Below are 17,521 nucleotides of genomic sequence, written 5' to 3'. Positions count from 1 at the left end.
TAAAAGGCTGTTATTGATATGAATGATTATCAAATTCCAGAATTAGACCAATTATTTGTTTTAGTTAGTTCAAAGGAACCGGAAGTTGAATTGCAATTAGAAACTCCTGTTGGTGAGAAAATAAATAATTTTTTTGAAAATGATTTTAAAATAATTTTTGATAGTATTAATCGTCAAATTGCTCATGAATATTCAAATTATTATGTTGATTCATTGTCGTTTACTTTTAAAACCAGTCCTTCGATTTTAAAAGTAAACTATGTTGATTTAACAGCATTACAAAAATGAACAACAGAACCAATTAAGGCTTTAAAAGCAGTTGTGGTAAATTATAGTTTTGGATATACAGGCAAATTTAAAACATTGATTAACCCATCAAGATTTAACATTAAATATGTTATTACAAATAATCCTAATTTGATTAAAACTTTAATGCTTGATTTAACTAACAAAATGGGAAAAGTTTTAATTGATTTTATTAATCAAAATCCTGAAGTTGCCATTGATGTAAATCCGGCGTTTAAAGAAACATATAATATGTTTAGTGTTTATTATGAAAGAGATGCAACATTAATTAATAAGGATATGTTAGTTTTTTTAGATGATATGTTCAAAAAAATGATACAACAAAAGAAATAATGGCAGTAGTAAAGTATGATTCTAATCAAGATATTTTGGATTTAAAAAAGGGGACAATAAATTCAGGTAATCGTATTAATTATGATGGCTCATGATCAGAAATGCAAAACCAAACACCAGCCACTTGAGCAGGTGAGGGACAACAACCTGCTGGGTTAACAGCGGAGAATTTTGTCAAATTTTACCGCGCAAAAATGTCAATTTTGCAGGATACAAGTAAAGATTTAACTTTAGGAACTTTTAGTATTAATTTTAATAAAATAGTTGTAGCTGGCTTGCCATTGTTAGCAAGTGGGTTTAATGATAATAAACCATTAATGATTGAAATTAAGATATCACAAACTGGTTTAAATACAAAATTAACTAATTTTGGCAATATTATTATTGTGTTTATTAAATACTATAATGTCAAATTAAGAAGAAGTGGAACAAATGAATTTTATATGAAGCAAAATGTCCTGGATGAAATTATTGCAAAATATGGAAAGGGTGTAAAAAGTATAAGGCTTAATCCGCTTTATAGTAAAATTTTAGAAGATTTTAAACAAAGTGATATTGCTAAAACATTACCAGATCTTGATTTATTATCTTTACAAGACTTTCGTTCATATTCTCCTACGGTGAATACAATTATTAGTTGTAATAATTGACCAAAGTATATTCCTGATGATGATTCATCAAAAACTATTAACGATGTTGAAATTATGAATAAAATTATTGGGAAAGATTTAGTTGGTGAAGCAATTAGCGAATGACGTTTTCTGGATCAATTAGTAACTGCCTTTAAAACTGAATTTGATAACCTGAATCGTGCAATTAACAATGAATATTCTAACTTTTATCTTAATACACTTCCGTTATCAATGGAATCTAATGATATTTATTTTATTTTAGAGCATATTAATTTTGATAATTTGGCAAAACTAATTATAGTTGATAGTAATAGTATTATGGGAATTACTATTAATTTCAATATTAAATATCAAGTTAAATTTAAAGATTTTGAACAACCTGATAAAATCGACGGATTAGTTGTTATTGCAAATGATCTTGAAGCATTAAGTGGGATTCAAAAAAATCTTGAAAACTATTTTATAAGTTTTATTGATGAACTTTTGAAAAAGCAAAAGTATGAAATTATTGATACCGTAAATCGTAATTTTAATGATCTTAATAGTAGTAATACTATTTGATCAATAATTATGACTGAATTAAACGCAAGATAAAAATAGTCCTTAATGAAATTATTATTTTGAGACATTTCATTTGAGTAAAACAGTATCTAAGTCAGATTCAGTTTTATCATGGGCTGACGGAGGGTATAATGCAGAAAAATTAACCCCCGAAAACTTTTTAAAATTTTATAAACGAAAATATTTTCAAGTAAGTTCGCAAGAAGACTATTATGTTAAAGCAAATATTGAAGCTTTTAAACCAAACAATTTAACAATTGAAAACTTACCTTTTAATAATAAAGATTCATTTAAAAAACTTAAAACTTCAATTAAAGTTTTAACAGCAAAAGATTTTGTTGATCAAAAATTAAATGAATTTGCTGAAACAACGATGAATTTATGACATTATTATCAAATTGAAACATATAATGATAAACTTGTCTTTAAAATGAACCAAAATGATTTTGATAATTTAGTTAAAGCAACTAATTCTTTCTCAGAAAAAAATAATTTATATGTAAATTTAGCGCCAGTATTTCAGAAAGTTGTTTAATTTAAAGAACAAATTGTTGTGGATAGTTTTTCCATCAATTTTTAATTGAAAACTTTTTAATTTTTTTTTTTTTTTTTGTTTATAATTAATTATGAAAAAAAGAAAATTATAGGAAATAAAGGAGCTAAGTTGGTCAATGAAAAAATTATTATTAATTTTAGCTAGTTTAGGTATTACAGCAACCCCCAGCTTTAGTTTAATTGCTTGTAATCCACCCCAAAAGCAAGAAAAAAATATTTTACAAACATTTCAAATTAATTCAAATCAAACAGGTGTTGAAATTTTAGCTAATTTACATACTTTTATGCAAATTCGGTATCGGTTAACCCAAGATCCCACTGCAAGAAAAATTGCTACATATCAGATTTTATATCAAAATAAGGATATTACTAATGATCAAACAGTAACTGTTAATCGTGATGAAATTGTTTATATTACTATTACTTTAGCACCAGCTAATCCATCAATTCAATTTGATCAACAAAATTTAGTGCAAGAAGGATTTAAATTAGGAAATACATATAATGTTGAAATTAAAGTTACTGATGTTAACAAACAGGATATTAAGACAGTTATTGTTCCTGATTTAAAAACTCCCGCTTGAGAAGATGAAACCTATCAAAAATTAAATACTAATTCCAATATTATTGAAGCGGTTCGTGATGCAATTAATCACCGTTTGTCAATTACAGCTTCAAATAGTGATTTTATGATTACTAATAATTATGATCAAAACCCCAGTGAAAAACAAGCACCAGGAACAGTTGTGACTTTTACTGTTAGTGCAACGATAAATAGTAGTTTAATTCAAGGTTCATTTACCTTTACTAATACTTTGTCAGCCCGAAAGGATATTTCTGAAGTTGAAATTAATAATTTACCAGTTAACCCAAATCCAAAATTTACTTATGGCCAATTAAATAATAATAAAGAGATTTTAGATGCAATTATTGGAACAATTAATAATAAGTTACAGATTACTATTACAACAAAAGATTTTATTGTTACAAATGATCAAATGGTTAATAAACAGCAAGAACCAAGTCAAACAGTAACATTTACTGTAACAGCAACAGAAAATAGTAGTTTAATTCAAGGCACCTTTAAATTTACAGTTGTGTTAGCAAAATTAAGTTTAAATTCAGTGAAAATTGATGAAACAAACATTATAATTGTTGCTGATCCTGATTCATTTTATGAGAACTTAAATCAAAATGATGAAATTATTGCAGCAGTAATGACAGCTATTAATAAGACCTTGTTAATTACAGCGACTAACCATGATTTTATAATTAGTAATGACCAGCCAGTTGATAAAAAACAAGAACCAAAGACAGTTATAACTTTTACCATTGCTGCAAGTGAGACTAGCAAATTAATTATTGATCAATTTACCTTTAAAATTACTTTACAAGAAAAAATAATGTAATAACAATCATCAAAATAGAAGAGGAAGTTAATATGAGTCAAGAAAATAAAAATATGAATTGAAAAATAGTAAGTAAAGAAATTATTAATAAGCAACTACAAGAATATTATCAAAATAATATTTCATTCCAACCGCCAACAAAACGCCATCAATTAGTAATACGATGAATGTTGTTTTTAGGACCATTTTTAACATTAATGGGAATTTTTATTAGTATTTTAATTGTTGTTAAAAGTATTGCTATTTACTTAATTTTTTTACCACTTTTAATGTTATTAATGGGAATTAGTTTAATTGTTGTTGTTTCTTATTACATGGTTAAGTGAACGCGGTTATTAAAACTATATGACAAAATTATGCAAAAAATTAATCTAGTTGAAATTTATAATTTAGGTTTAGCCCATTATTTTAGTTCACAATTAATTTTAAAAAACATTAGTCAAACTTTTCAACCAGCACCAAGTGGATTAATTAATTTTAATTCTAATACTAAAATTGATACTGTCTTTAATTTATCACATCCTATGGGTAAAATTTCGTTTGGAACAATTACGCATCATGTAATTAATAAAGTTAATGGTAAAATTGATAAAGAGGAATTTTATCGGTTACCAATTTTTACTGTGCAGCCAGATGCCAAATTAACTGCAGAATTTACAATTCAACCGCGAAGCGTATTAACCAATTTTTTTAATCCACTAACTTATATTAATTTTGATGATAAATTATTTGAAGGAACATTTTTGGTTGGTGGTCATCATGAACGGGTGATTAAAAATTTCTTAATCCCCAAAATTTGTAAGAACTTACTTGTCTTAGCCTCAAAGTCACCGACAATTCCTGCAATTGATGTAGCACAAAATGTTTTAACATTTTTATTTCAATCTTATTTAGTTAAAAATTGAAATGACAAAGAAATGACATTAACACAAGTTGATTTCTCAGGGAGTTTTAACCGTGTAACTGATGATATTATTGCTAAAATTGAAACAGATATTATTTGGTTAAAAGAATGCTTAATTTGATTAAATCAATTTGGGATTATGATGGTATAGTAATTTATTTTAAGAGTAATAATTTTATTAATAAAACAGGAGTGATATGATAATAAATGAAAGAGAAATTGTTTACGAATCAAAATCAGCAAAAACTATTAGTTGAATTAAATCATGAAATGCAAACTGCTGATGAGGTTTGCTTTGTTTTTCCTTTTATTTCAAAAGCAATTATTAATAAAATTGAAGCATCAATTAAGCATTGTTGTGCAAATAAAATTCCAATTCGGATTATCACTACTACTTTTGATGATTTAGCTGAATATAATAATTTATTAGAATTAGCACGATTAGTAACAACTTATGACAATATTCAGATTAAAGTTGAAGATAATTTAGAAAAACGAAGTGAACGAATTCATATTAAAGCTTCAGTTTTTAAACGTTTTAATGGGGTTTCAACAGCAATTATTGGTTCTTCAAATTTAACATATAAAGGAATGATAACGGGACGGGAATGGAATATTAAATTAACAACAATTAATAATCATAGTTTAGTTACAGAAATTATTACTGAATTTGAACAATTATGAAATGAAGTCTTAGTTGATTTTAATGATGAATTTGCTCGGAACCATTTATTAGAACGCATTAATCAAAATCAAACAGCACGCATTGCAACACTGTTCAATAATACGCCAACTGAATTTTTAACAATTCGGAAATACTTATATGATTTTCAAAAAGATATTGTGGCAAAATTACAATATCGTCGAAAATTAGGTAAAAATGCTCATTTAGTAATTATGGCAACCGGAACTGGTAAAACTGTAGTCGCTGCTTTTGATTATTTTTATCAATTGCAAGCAAAGGGTGGCCAACTGGTAAAAATATTGTTTCTAGCTCATCAAAAGGAAATTTTAGATCAAGCATTGCAAACTTTTCGTGGCGTTTTAATGGATCAAACTTTTGGGGAAGTAATGTATGAAGGGAAAACTAGCGAAAATAATGCTCATTTATTTGCGACAATTCAAACGATGGCTAATAAATTATCGCAGTTTAAACGAAATCACTTTGATGTAATTATTTTTGATGAGGCCCATCATATTGCTGCTACTACTTTTGATCAGGTTTTTAATTATTTTCAACCACAACAAGTTCTTGGGTTAACAGCAACCCCAGAACGCGAAGATGGAAAATCAATTAAAAAATATTTTGCTGATGAATATGCAGCAGAATTGCGACTATGGGATGCAATTAATCAACGCTTATTATGTCCATTTGATTATTATTGTATTGATGATAACACCGTTGATTTAACTGGTGTTGATTTAAAAGCCGATAATGAACTTTTCAAAAAGTTAAATACAACAGCACGAAATGATTTATTATTAAAAATGATTGACAAGTATATAGGGTTATATGCAAAACCAACCGCCTTAATCTTTTGTGTTACAACCGAACATGCCAAATTAGTTGCAACATTTTTACGAGCAAATCATTTTCGTGCCGATTATCTAACTTCTGAAAATCGTGAGCAGCGAACAAGGATTTTACATGAATTTAAAATTGGACGTATTAATTATTTATGTGTTGTTAATATGTTTAACGAAGGAATTGATGTTCCAGAGATTAACACAATTATTTTATTACGACCAACAAATTCTAAAACAGTCTATTTACAACAACTTGGCCGGGGATTACGAAAAACGGAATTAAAAAGTCGGTTAGAAGTTTATGATTTAATTAGCAACATTGATAGTAAGTATGATATTACAATTGGAATTAAAAATTTATATGACCCAAAATTAACATCAATAAAGGGATTGTTAGCAAACGATGGGTTACCTTATAATTGCACAATTAGCTTAGAACAACGATCACAAAAAGTTATTTTAAATAATTTGCGAAAATGATATGATAACCGTGCCCGCATTAAAAGTCATATTCGTGAATACTATCAAAAATATCAAAACAATGGTTTGGCGTATTTATTACATGATTATGATTTATCATTATATCAATTTTACAATTATGTAAATGATTTCTACGTTAAAATTGGGCGTAATATTGAATGATACCAAATTGATGAAAATAATACAAACCGTAATAAAAACTTATTAAAACAATTTTTATTTTTAGATAGTTATCAACTTATTAATTATTTTATTTTACGTTTAAGCCAAAAACTTACTAATGAAGAAATTAACTTAGATTATGATAATTTATTAATAACATCACTATTATATGAAGTAACTAGTATGACTGTTTTTATTGAGTTATTTCCAAATTATGCAACAATCCCTGATTTAGTAACATATTTTATTAATCATCATCAGCTTATTGTTACAGAATTATTAATTATTTTACAATATAAATTAGAACATGAAACTTTAAAGATGCACTCTGAGCAAAAAGACCCATTATTAAAAGGAATTACTTACACCGTTAAACAAGTACTATCAGTTATTGGGCGAACTAACTTTTTATTAACACGTGGTGAATTACGAATTATTGCTTTTCAAGCTGGTTATTTAACATTTGATAACGTTAAACAAGTTATTTTAGCAGATGAAGATGGCACTGGTTATGGTAAATTAACAAAATATTTACCAGATGAGCAAGTTTTTTATTGGTCGATTCCTGAAACAATGACCTTGGCTAATAAGTTAGTAAAAGATATTCAAAACAATGACATTGTTAAGTATTTGTTTTTACAAAATAAAATTAATACAAAGTGATCAAATTTAGGGTTAAAATTATATTGTTTTATTGGCTTTGGACATTATGAGGCAATGTTAACAGAAAACTATCTTACAGCTAAATTTTCTATTGAAAAAGATTAAAAGTCATCTTTCATTTTTTCACTTTAATTAATCAGAAATTAATGCAAATTTTTCTTTTTAATAATAAATTAAAAATAAAGTAATTAGTTCGTTCCAATTTGTTAAAAATGTATTATAATTAAAAAATAGTATTATTTTTATCAAAGGAGCCTATAAAAAATGGAAAGCTTTAATTGGAATGGCAACACTTTTTAGGACACTTTTTATGTAGACTTCTGATTTCTAAATTCAACTGGAGTTAAGTAATTCAAACTACCATGAATTCGAATATTGTTGTATCAATTAATGAAATTAAATAGTTCCAACTTTAATTGTTCTAAATTTTTAAATTTTCGACCATTAATAAATTCAGTTTTAAAAGCTTTATAGGTTGTTTCAGCTACTGCGTTATCGTAAGGGCAACCTTTTGCACTTAATGATCTTTTAATATTAAATGTTAATAAAATTTCTTCAATAATTTTATTTTTAAATTCATTACCACGATCTGTATGAAACAACCTAATTTGATTTAGTGGTCGTGTTATTTTATAAAATGCCTGCTGAACTAGTTCAGCAGTTTTATTTGTTCCAGCGCTATAGCCAATTACTTCACGGTTAAATAAATCAATTAGTAAGCAAATATAATGTCATTTTGAACCAACTTGAACATAGGTTAAATCGCTCACAATAACTTCATTTTGTCTTTTATTACTAAACTCACGATTTAGAATATTACTAATTTGATCATTATTTACAGGAGATTTATGATTGCGATATTTTAATTTAGTATATTTTGATACTAAATTATTTATTGCCATAATTCTTCTAATTTTTTGTCGAGATAAAATAATGTTCTTTCTTGCTAAAATAATTTTAATTTTTCTAGCACCATAAACTTTATAGCTTTCTTTAAATGCACTGATAACTTCATTTTCATAAATATTAATTTCAGTTTTAGTGATCTTATTAATTTGATAATAATACTTTGATTTTGCTATCTTTAATATTTGACACATTTTCCTCACTGAATATTTGTCTTTATTGTTAGTAATTAATATTACTTTTTGCCGATTATCAGTGCTGCTTGCTTTAAAATATCATTTTCCATTCGTAATTGTTTGTTTTCTTTTCGCAACTGAATAAGTTCATTTTCTTCAACAGAGCGATTGTCTTTAGCTTTAAAAGAACCAGAATTCTCATTTTTTTACTCATTGATAAAGAACTGCCTTTGAAATTTTATATTCGTTAACAATTTCAATATTACTTTTACCATTTTTATATAACATTACGATTTGTTTCTTGAATTCATCGGTGTACTGGTTTTTTGCCATTTTTATATTCCTGCTTTCCTAATAATTTTAGCTTATTTTTTTACAGTCTACATAAATATGGTCCAAGTTATTGTAACCTATCTAAATCTTGATTTTATTCGAAATTTAACGAGATTAGTAACATTTAATAATGCTGAACAATTGTATCAGACAAAGAAGGTAACATTATTAAAAATTGATGAACAACAAACCTCAAATAACAAAAAAGAATTAATTATTAGTTGCCAAGTTGTAGCAAAAAATAATAGTGATTATTATGAAGTTAATGTTGTTTTTGCCATTGTTGCTGAAATGACATTTTTGACTCGTCAAAGTTGTAGTTGTATTGACTATAATTTTCAGCATCAAATTTGTCAGCATATTATTGCAACTTTGTTGTTTGCTTTTTATGAATCAAAAGAAAACATTCAACAGTGGCGATCAGTATTTACCGCAACTGATCACTTATTAATCACATTTGTTAATAAGAATAAACAAAATTATGAAATTAAAGAAAATATTGTTGATTGTCAATGTAGCTTAATTATTGATTCAACATTTCAAAAACCCGCTGTTGTGCAATTAAAATTGGGTTATGAAAATGATCAGTTTTTTGAAATTAAAAATATTTATCATTTTTTAGGTTTTTTGGCAAAAAATCCCCTTGATTCAGATTATTTAAAAGGTTATGAGATTTCACAAAAATTTGTTTTGTATCCAGCAAAAGTAGTTTTTTCACCATTTGCGGAAAAAGTAATTCGGTTTTTACAGCGAGAATTTATTAATGTTTTTAGTTTTTTACAAACACAGAAAATGGATTTTTATGGTGTGTCAATTACAAAAAGTTTTGGTTTTTCAGCTTATCAAACAGAACAATTTTTAATAACTTTACAGGACGAAACAATTAAATTAATTATTAATGATCATGAATATCCAAATATTAAAATCAGTGTTGATCAGTATCAACCCAGTTTAAAAGTTCAACAAAATGATAATTTAATTCAAATTATTAACAATAAAATAACACCCATAGTTTTAACGACAAATCAAGGAAGTTTATTTGATTATGAACAAATTTTTCTATTAGGAGAAAAAATACCTTTTTGTTAGGACCAATTTATCAAACAATGGCAGTGACTAATCAAAATCAAATTACTTTCACTACTCATCAAACTAGTGCCGTTATTAAAGAAATTGTTGCTTTGTTAGATTATCCTCGTGATGTTGTTAATGTGGATAAAACAATTTTGAACACATTAGAAAAAGCACCATTAATTATTGAAAGTTATTTTGATTTTAAGGGTAAGGAAATTATCTTACGCCCAATCTTTCGTTATGGCACAATAACAATTGATTTGTTAAATAAAACTAACGATGATAGTAAAATTGTGTTACGTGATATTTATCAAGAACAACAATATTTAACTCTTTTAAAACAAATTGGTTTCGTTAAAAAATATAATTATTTAATTTTGAATGATTTAAATTATGTTATTAAATTGTTATCAGAGCATATTTCAACGCTAGAAACACTTTCGCAAATTTTTTATACTGATAATTTTAAAAATGTTCGCTTAGTTGATTTTAATGTTCATAGTTCAACTATTAATGTTAATCAAAAAAATAATTGGTTAGAATTTGAATTTCAAGGATTAATAATGGGAATAAATATCATCAATTAGCAAATGGGGGAATTATTGATTTACAAGCAGAACAATTTGCATCAGGTAAATTGCAATTGCCAAAATATCATGCTTTATCAGTTTAATGATAATGTGCTTTGCTTAAAACAAAATAATTATGGCTATGAAATTTATTTAGTTACAAATAAAAGACTGAATTTTAAGAAGGCAACTCAAATTAAAATGTATACTTTTTTAAAGTATGAGAATGATACGTGTTTTCAGTGATTTGGGTTTTTAGATTTAGCGACAAATAAAATTTTTGGCGACTTATTAACTGTTCCAACAATTGGTGTTAAAACCGCAGTTAAAGTATTACAACAAATTAGTGTTGAAGATTTATTAATGCTTATTCAACAAAATAATATTGTTGAAATTGAAAAATTACAGGGATTAAAGACATAGTGTTCGATTATTATTACATACTTTACAAAAAATTTATTTTAAAAAAAATTATAATAATCTTCAAAATAAAGTAATTAGTTGCTTAAAAGAATTAGGTTATCCGTTGACTGTTATTTATTCTGCAATTAATAGTGTTAATTCGGTTCCAACTAAACTTGACCAATATTTAAAACTAGTTTTATTTAGAATTAGTCAAAATGATACAGTTTAATTTTTGCCCGGTTAATTTTGTTGGCAATAGTGGTGTTTGAAAAACTAGTTTAGCACATTTAATCAAAACTTAGTTACAACAAAAACTATTACTTTTACATGGCCCAAATTTGCAAAAACCAAGTGATTTAATTAGTTCTTTAATGCAGGTAAAAGCATTTAATTTAGTTTTTATTGATGAGGTTCATGCAATTAGTCGTGAGGTTGCTGAAATTTTATACCTGGTTTTAGATGATAACTGTTTAAACTTATTGTTGGGAAAAGATTATAATACAAAAAATGTTGTTTTACCGTTACCATTTTTTACCTTGTTAGCAGCAACAACATTACTATATCAAGTGCCACAACCATTATTAAATCGTTTTACAACAATTTTTCATTTTGATGAATATACTAATGATGATATGCAACAAATTTTAAATAATTTGTTTTTAAAAGTAGGAATAAAATTACCATTAGAAGAACTAGTTTTTTTAGCTAGTTATAGTCAAAATAATCCATGTGCCGCCCTAAAATTATTTTATCGGATTTATGACTATTTATTAGTAACACCACAACCGATAAAATTAAAATTTTTACAAGAAATTTTAAATAATTTAAAGGTTTATCAAGATGGTTTAGAATGAGGAGAAGTAAATTACTTAAAACAAATTTATCTTCTTTTTCAGACACAACCAGTTGGGTTAAGCACCTTAAGTCAAGTTTTATCTGAACCATTGCTAACAATTACAAATATTTTAGAACCTTTCTTGTTAAAAAAAGGTTATTTAGTAAAAACATCTCGTGGACGGGTTTTAACAAATAAAGCAGTGGAATTTTTAAAAAATATTACATAATTTACTTAATTTTTTTGAGAAGTCGGTTATAATAATAATTGGAACTAAGGTAAGGTGTAAAAATGAGCCACAATCATAAAAAGGAACAAGAACAAATTGCAAATTATGCCTGTAAAATGATTAGTTTAAAAGCAGTTGATTTAAGATTATCTAATCCAAATATCACGGAACAAGATGTTGCAGATTATTTAATAAAGATGATTTTAGTCGATAAAACAATTATTGATGTTAGTGAAGTAGCTTATTATATCTTTAATATCAAGATTAATCGGATGATTGAATTTATGAATAATCAAAAAATTACTGCGGCTGATTTATCCTTAGAAGATTTTAAAGATATGTTTATTAAATAATAAAATTAAACAACTAATAGTGTACAATATATAAAGAAAAGTTTTAAAATAGAACAGTGGTGTAGAACGTGAAGAAAAACGAACAAATTACAACAATTAAAGAACCAAAAAATAAAAAGGCAATTAGCAAATTAATTATTCGCATTGGAACTTTGATTGTTTTAATTGTTGCAATGATTGTTGGTACTTATTTTTCAGCTGATAGTTTTCGTTATTCATATAAAACTGGAATTGCTTATTCAGGTGGATATCAAGTTCAGGTTAATGTTTTAAATAAAAATGATCCTAATTTTTCACCAGATACACCAAATGGTGATAGTAAAAAAGGATTGGATTTATTACGTAATAAATTAGATCCATTATCAAATCAAAATTTATATTTACAAACATTAGGTCGCAGCGCTGTTGAAGTTGTTGTTGGAAAAGATATGTTTAAATCTTATAATGCTTTGAGCAAAGTAATTCAACGCTTAGGAGCAATTTACTTAACAGATAGTAAAGGAAAAGACTTACTAGTTGGTGATAACAATGGAACAAAAGAACGAACACCATTAAGTGATGTTATTTCAGGTTCAACAACAGGGGTTGATCAAAATCGTCGCCCAATTATTACTTTAAAAATTAAAGATCAAGCAAAATGAGATAGTATTATTAATAGTTTAAAACCATCAGAAGGTGGGGGCCAAGCACAACCATTGTATATTTGAACTGATATTGGTCAATTTATTGATGATTTACGTCATAATACTGAAAATATTCCAGCAATTGCAACTGTTTTTAATGCTGAAATTCGTAGTAAAGTTTCGGCGAGTGATTGAAGTAATATTTATCAAATTTTTAATGTTGAATATTATGATGCTGGAACTTCACAAATTCGCACTGGTAATTTACTAGATTTAGCTTTAAGTTATCCAATTTCGCAAGTTCAAACTTGAATGGAAGATGCCCGTTTTCGTTTTACTTCTGTACCACTCGACAGGTTATTAATTGACCCAAATGATAAAACAGCAACAACAAATCAGTTTATTGATCCGTTACGACCATATTTACAAACAATTATTGAATATAATACTGCATTAACAGATTTATACAAAGAACATATCATTAATTGAAATTCAATTAAACTTGGGACAGGAGCTGCTGAAAATTCAAATCAAATTACAACTTCAACTGAAACTGAATCTCGTCAAATTAGTAATTTAATTAATGGGGGCTTAAGTGGTTTAGAGTTTGTTATTCGTGGTTATCGTGAAATTCCACCTGTTGTTTCAGCTAGTGTTTTTAAAATTTCTTTAATCATTTTAGGAGTATTAGTATTAGCAATCTTCGTTGTTTTATTAGTTTATTATCGTTTATTTGGTTTTATTGCAATTTTAACGTTATTGTTTACAATAATTGCAACATTATATTTTTCTTCGTTATTGAAAGTTCAAATTTCGCCAGAAAGTATTGCGGCATTAATGATTGCATTTGGTTTAGCACTTGAAGGAAACTTGTTATTCTTTTCACGGTATAAACGTGAGCGGTACGAAAATCAAATTCCATTTGAACCGGCAATGAAAATTGCTAATAAACAAACAATTGCCGTCTTTATTGATGCATTAGTAGTTTTAATTATTTTAGGATTATCATTGTTTTGATTAGGAACAAATAATATTAATTCATTTGCCACAATTTTACTAGTTGGATTAATTATTTCCATTGTAATGGTATTTGCTGTTGCGCGTTTAATGTACTGAATTGTTATTAAATTACGTTGACAAGAAAAACACCCTTGATTAGATGTTTCACGCTTTTCATTATGAAAATTATTTATGAAAAAAAGAGTTACACTAACAACAGCACCAGACGCATTAGCTGCTAGTGCTCAATTGCAAATGCCAGAAACAAGTGAACCTGTCATAACAGCGAATGATAATGTTGCAACTGTAATACCAAAAAAAGGAAAGCAATATAAAGTAGGAAAGTGAACATTTTATAATATTACAAAATGAACACCAGTTGTTGGAATTATTTTATTAATTGTTGCGTTAGCAATTGCTTTTGCTGGAAAAGCAAATGTTGCTAATTCAATTAAACCAGGAATTAATTTTACGATTAATCAAGATTTATGAGGAACTGATAACGATGAAACAGCAATTGCAAAGTTATCAACGCAATTAGAAAGTATTCGCAAAACAGCGCGTTATAACTTTAGTTACAATATTTATATTCTTAAAAAACAAGAAAGTGGCATTAATAACCGAATTTTAGTTGTTAGTACCAATATTACAAAGGGGACTTTTGAACGAGAATTGTTAACAGCCATTGCATCATTTTATAATGCAACCCCTGATGACCCTTCATTAGCATTGCAACAGACTGATCCGGTTATGGAAGGCTATATTCTAAAAAATGCCGCAATTAGTATTGGTGTTGGATTAGTATGTATCTTTGTTTATACTTTATTCCGTTTAGACTGAGCGCAATTTGTAGGAATGGTTTTAGCTAGTTTATTTGCTTTAGTCACAACTATTGGAATTGCAATTATTACTCAAGTATTAATTACTTTTGAAATGTCAATCGCATTCTTAGCAATTTTTGGTTTTGCAATTGCCTTTGCAACAATGGTAATGGTTCGGGCAAAACAAAATAAAAAAGCGATTAATATTCGTGAATATGAAACATTTTTCACCTATATGTCAGAGCACCGTTCACAAATTAAACGTTTACGTCGGGCACATAAAGCTTATTATCAAGAAGAATTAAAGAAATTAGCAATCAAACATCCTGAATTAACCTTACGAGAAATTAAAAAACAATATCATGATCAATTAAAACGAACACAATTAGCGGCAAAAGATATTAAAAGTAAAAATAATAAAGTAATTCGTGAAGTTCGTAAAGACTTTAGAGTTTATAATTATGAACATAACTTTTTGCAAAAAGTTGCTAATATTACGATTAAACAAATACTACAACATTGTTTGACACTAGGAATTATGTTTGCAGTTTTATTAATTACTTTAGCTGCTTTTTCAGGAACATGGTTTGGCTTTAATATTGTGATTTTAATTGGTTTAATTGCTGGAATGTTTGCAACATTATTTGTTGGAATTCCAATTTGAGTAGCCTTAGAAAAATATCGGGCTTTAAATAAAATCCGTGTTAAAAATTATTTAGATTCACAACGTGTTGAAATTGATGAACAAACCGTGATTGGTATTAATGATTAAAATATTAACCAAGAAAGGGATTTTGAAAAAATGGAACTAAAAAACTTTATTGTTGACATTCCTAATTATCCAAAACCAGGGGTTATTTTTCGGGACATTACACCAATTTTAAATAATCCTCCTGTTTTTAAAATGGTTGTTGATCAATTGGCAGCTTATGCAATTACACAACAAGCAACGGTGATTATTGCTCCAGAAGCACGTGGGTTCTTATTTGGACCAACAGTTAGTTATGCTGCAAACTTGCGTTTTGTTCCGGTTCGAAAACTGGGGAAATTACCGCGCCAAGTTGTTAGCGCTAAGTATAGTTATGAGTATGCGACTAATCAGTTAGAAATGCATGTTGAAGATTTAAAACAAAATGACCGCGTATTAATTGTTGATGATGTTTTAGCAACAGGAGGAACAGCACAAGCAATTTGTCAACTTGTTCAAAATAAACAGGCAACAATTGTTGGATTAGCCTTTGTTGTTGATTTAACATATTTAAATGGTAAAAAAGATTTAGGTGGATATCCAATTAAAGATAGAATAAAAAATTAGGGTACCTCCTAATATTAGAAAAACGTCTATAATATAGGCGTTTTTCTAATATTCTACAAAAGTCAAGTAGGAGGTAAAAAAGATGGTAAAAACTAATTTTAATGATATAGAAAATAAAAATATTCCTAAGTATGTATTAAATTTTATATTGGATGGGTTAAGATAAATTGGACAACAATAATGTAGAGTAAAAGATTATAATTAAGTTACAATGGAGGTGTAATTATATGGCAAAGAATCATTATACCGATGAATTTAAACAACAAATTGTTGGTCTTTATAAATCAGGCAAAACATCTGGTCAATTATCTAATGACTATCAAATTGGTAAATCCACTGTTTGAAAATGAGTGCATGAATTTAACAATTCAGGATCTGGAATGACAAGGGTTTTTGGACAAATTTTATATAGAGTAAAGATTTTTATATTGGATTGGTGATAAATAATTTAATTTGCTATGAATACGAGTATTATTATATCAATTAACATAATCAAATAATTCTAATTTAAATTCTTCAATACTTTTAAATTTTTTATTTTTGACTAATTCAGTTTTTAAAATTTTATAAGTAGATTCAGCTACTGCATTGTCATAAGGATATCCAGGTTTACTATAAGATTTTTGTACATTGTTCTTAGTCAAAAGTTTATAAATAGTACTATTGTTAAATTCACTTCCTTGGTCAGTATGAAATATTTTAATATTTTATAAAGAAAAATTAAGTTTGTTAAAAGTACTCTCAACTAATTTTGCATCTTTATGAGAACTAACATCATAGCTAATAATTTCACGATTAAACAAATCAATCAATAAACATACATAATATCATTGATTATTAATTCAAACATAAGTTAAATCACTGACAACAACTTCATGTAATTTATAATTATCAAAATATTGATTTAACAAATTATTATAATTAAATTATATTTTTGCATTATTTGACTAATTTTTATTCGTGACAATATAATATTTTGTTGTGCTAACATAACTTTAATTTTTCTTGTACCATAGTTTTTTCTACTTTTTAAGAAAATACTGATAATAGTATTATCAATATGTTGGGCTTGACTAAGTTTATTTGATTTTAATTGATAATAAAATGTTGATCTAGCAACTTTTAGTGTTTTACATAAATTAGTAATTTTATACTTTTCTTTGTTATTTTTTATAATTACTATTTTTTGCCGATTATCAGTGCTGCTTGCTTTAAAATATCATTTTCCATTCGTAATTGTTTGTTTTCTTTTCGCAACTGAATAAGTTCATTTTCTTCAACAGAGCGATTGTCTTTAGCTTTAAATGATCCTGAATTGTTAAATTCATGCACTCATTTTCAAACAGTGGAT

At 26.8% G+C, this 17,521-nt stretch carries 18 protein-coding genes and 1 pseudogene; 14 read left to right on the top strand and 5 right to left on the bottom strand.

The genetic code is table 4. The features are described from left to right. The first annotated feature begins 18 nt into the window (after positions 1-18). The 6 genes from ACOBWH_RS05130 to ACOBWH_RS05105 all read left to right on the top strand — a co-directional run bounded on the left by ACOBWH_RS05130 (position 19) and on the right by ACOBWH_RS05105 (position 7,637). Positions 19-639 (top strand): hypothetical protein, encoded by a 621-nt coding sequence (locus ACOBWH_RS05130; protein ID WP_424525805.1) that lies wholly within the window; start codon positions 19-21, stop codon positions 637-639. Then, positions 639-1,865, top strand: a complete 1,227-nt coding sequence (locus ACOBWH_RS05125) for a hypothetical protein (protein ID WP_424525803.1) — start codon at positions 639-641, stop codon at positions 1,863-1,865. The genes ACOBWH_RS05130 and ACOBWH_RS05125 overlap by 1 nt, the downstream gene beginning before the upstream one ends. A gap of 40 nt (positions 1,866-1,905) precedes the next feature. Further along, a complete protein-coding gene (locus tag ACOBWH_RS05120) occupies positions 1,906-2,367 on the top strand; it encodes a hypothetical protein (RefSeq protein WP_424525801.1) in 462 nt (153 codons plus the stop codon). Positions 2,368-2,503: 136 nt separating this feature from the next. After that, positions 2,504-3,796: a spiralin repeat-containing protein gene (locus tag ACOBWH_RS05115; protein WP_424525799.1), complete on the top strand. Its 1,293-nt coding sequence runs from the start codon at positions 2,504-2,506 to the stop codon at positions 3,794-3,796. Between the two features lie 32 nt (positions 3,797-3,828). Beyond that, positions 3,829-4,851 carry a hypothetical protein gene (locus tag ACOBWH_RS05110; protein ID WP_424525797.1) on the top strand — a complete coding sequence of 341 codons (1,023 nt, stop codon included), beginning with the start codon at positions 3,829-3,831 and terminating at the stop codon, positions 4,849-4,851. Positions 4,852-4,907: 56 nt separating this feature from the next. Then, positions 4,908-7,637, top strand: a complete 2,730-nt coding sequence (locus ACOBWH_RS05105; protein ID WP_424525795.1) for a DEAD/DEAH box helicase family protein — start codon at positions 4,908-4,910, stop codon at positions 7,635-7,637. A 203-nt stretch (positions 7,638-7,840) separates the two neighbouring features. On the opposite strand, the pseudogene ACOBWH_RS05100 reads toward ACOBWH_RS05105, so the two are convergent. Then, positions 7,841-8,947: pseudogene (locus ACOBWH_RS05100) on the bottom strand (IS3 family transposase). A 57-nt stretch (positions 8,948-9,004) separates the two neighbouring features. On the opposite strand from ACOBWH_RS05100, the gene ACOBWH_RS05095 reads away from it, so the two are divergent. The 8 genes from ACOBWH_RS05095 to ACOBWH_RS05060 all read left to right on the top strand — a co-directional run bounded on the left by ACOBWH_RS05095 (position 9,005) and on the right by ACOBWH_RS05060 (position 16,613). Further along, positions 9,005-10,036: an SWIM zinc finger family protein gene (locus ACOBWH_RS05095; RefSeq protein ID WP_424525793.1), complete on the top strand. Its 1,032-nt coding sequence runs from the start codon at positions 9,005-9,007 to the stop codon at positions 10,034-10,036. Next, positions 10,030-10,608 (top strand): SNF2 helicase associated domain-containing protein, encoded by a 579-nt coding sequence (locus tag ACOBWH_RS05090; RefSeq protein ID WP_424525791.1) that lies wholly within the window; start codon positions 10,030-10,032, stop codon positions 10,606-10,608. The genes ACOBWH_RS05095 and ACOBWH_RS05090 overlap by 7 nt, the downstream gene beginning before the upstream one ends. 183 nt (positions 10,609-10,791) lie before the next feature. Further along, on the top strand, positions 10,792-11,013 hold the full coding sequence (locus tag ACOBWH_RS05085; RefSeq protein ID WP_424525789.1) for a hypothetical protein: 222 nt from the start codon (positions 10,792-10,794) through the stop codon (positions 11,011-11,013). A gap of 284 nt (positions 11,014-11,297) precedes the next feature. Beyond that, on the top strand, positions 11,298-12,059 hold the full coding sequence (locus tag ACOBWH_RS05080; RefSeq protein ID WP_424527415.1) for a Holliday junction DNA helicase RuvB C-terminal domain-containing protein: 762 nt from the start codon (positions 11,298-11,300) through the stop codon (positions 12,057-12,059). 62 nt (positions 12,060-12,121) lie between these two features. After that, a complete protein-coding gene (locus ACOBWH_RS05075) occupies positions 12,122-12,412 on the top strand; it encodes a hypothetical protein (RefSeq protein WP_070406818.1) in 291 nt (96 codons plus the stop codon). A 68-nt stretch (positions 12,413-12,480) separates the two neighbouring features. Beyond that, positions 12,481-15,627, top strand: coding sequence for a protein translocase SecDF, variant type (locus ACOBWH_RS05070; RefSeq protein WP_424525787.1), 3,147 nt, complete (start codon positions 12,481-12,483; stop codon positions 15,625-15,627). Positions 15,628-15,657: 30 nt separating this feature from the next. Beyond that, complete coding sequence (locus tag ACOBWH_RS05065; protein WP_424525785.1) at positions 15,658-16,170, top strand: adenine phosphoribosyltransferase; 513 nt, start codon at positions 15,658-15,660, stop codon at positions 16,168-16,170. A gap of 227 nt (positions 16,171-16,397) precedes the next feature. After that, positions 16,398-16,613, top strand: coding sequence for a transposase (locus tag ACOBWH_RS05060; protein WP_424525783.1), 216 nt, complete (start codon positions 16,398-16,400; stop codon positions 16,611-16,613). Here ACOBWH_RS05060 and ACOBWH_RS05055 read toward each other — a convergent pair. From ACOBWH_RS05055 to ACOBWH_RS05040, 4 genes are all read right to left on the bottom strand, one after another. Next, a complete protein-coding gene (locus ACOBWH_RS05055) occupies positions 16,575-16,814 on the bottom strand; it encodes an IS3 family transposase (RefSeq protein ID WP_424525781.1) in 240 nt (79 codons plus the stop codon). The genes ACOBWH_RS05060 and ACOBWH_RS05055 overlap by 39 nt on opposite strands. A gap of 63 nt (positions 16,815-16,877) precedes the next feature. After that, positions 16,878-17,081: a DDE-type integrase/transposase/recombinase gene (locus tag ACOBWH_RS05050; RefSeq protein ID WP_424525779.1), complete on the bottom strand. Its 204-nt coding sequence runs from the start codon at positions 17,079-17,081 to the stop codon at positions 16,878-16,880. After that, positions 17,075-17,230, bottom strand: a complete 156-nt coding sequence (locus tag ACOBWH_RS05045) for an IS3 family transposase (RefSeq protein WP_424527413.1) — start codon at positions 17,228-17,230, stop codon at positions 17,075-17,077. The genes ACOBWH_RS05050 and ACOBWH_RS05045 overlap by 7 nt, the downstream gene beginning before the upstream one ends. Positions 17,231-17,349: 119 nt before the next feature. Next, a complete protein-coding gene (locus ACOBWH_RS05040; RefSeq protein WP_424525777.1) occupies positions 17,350-17,502 on the bottom strand; it encodes a hypothetical protein in 153 nt (50 codons plus the stop codon). Positions 17,503-17,521 lie beyond the last annotated feature (19 nt).

This window comes from Spiroplasma endosymbiont of Glossina fuscipes fuscipes, from assembly GCF_049669535.1.
GTDB lineage: Bacteria > Bacillota_I > Bacilli_A > Mycoplasmatales > Mycoplasmataceae > Spiroplasma.
This window is presented reverse-complemented; position numbering and strand designations above follow the sequence as displayed.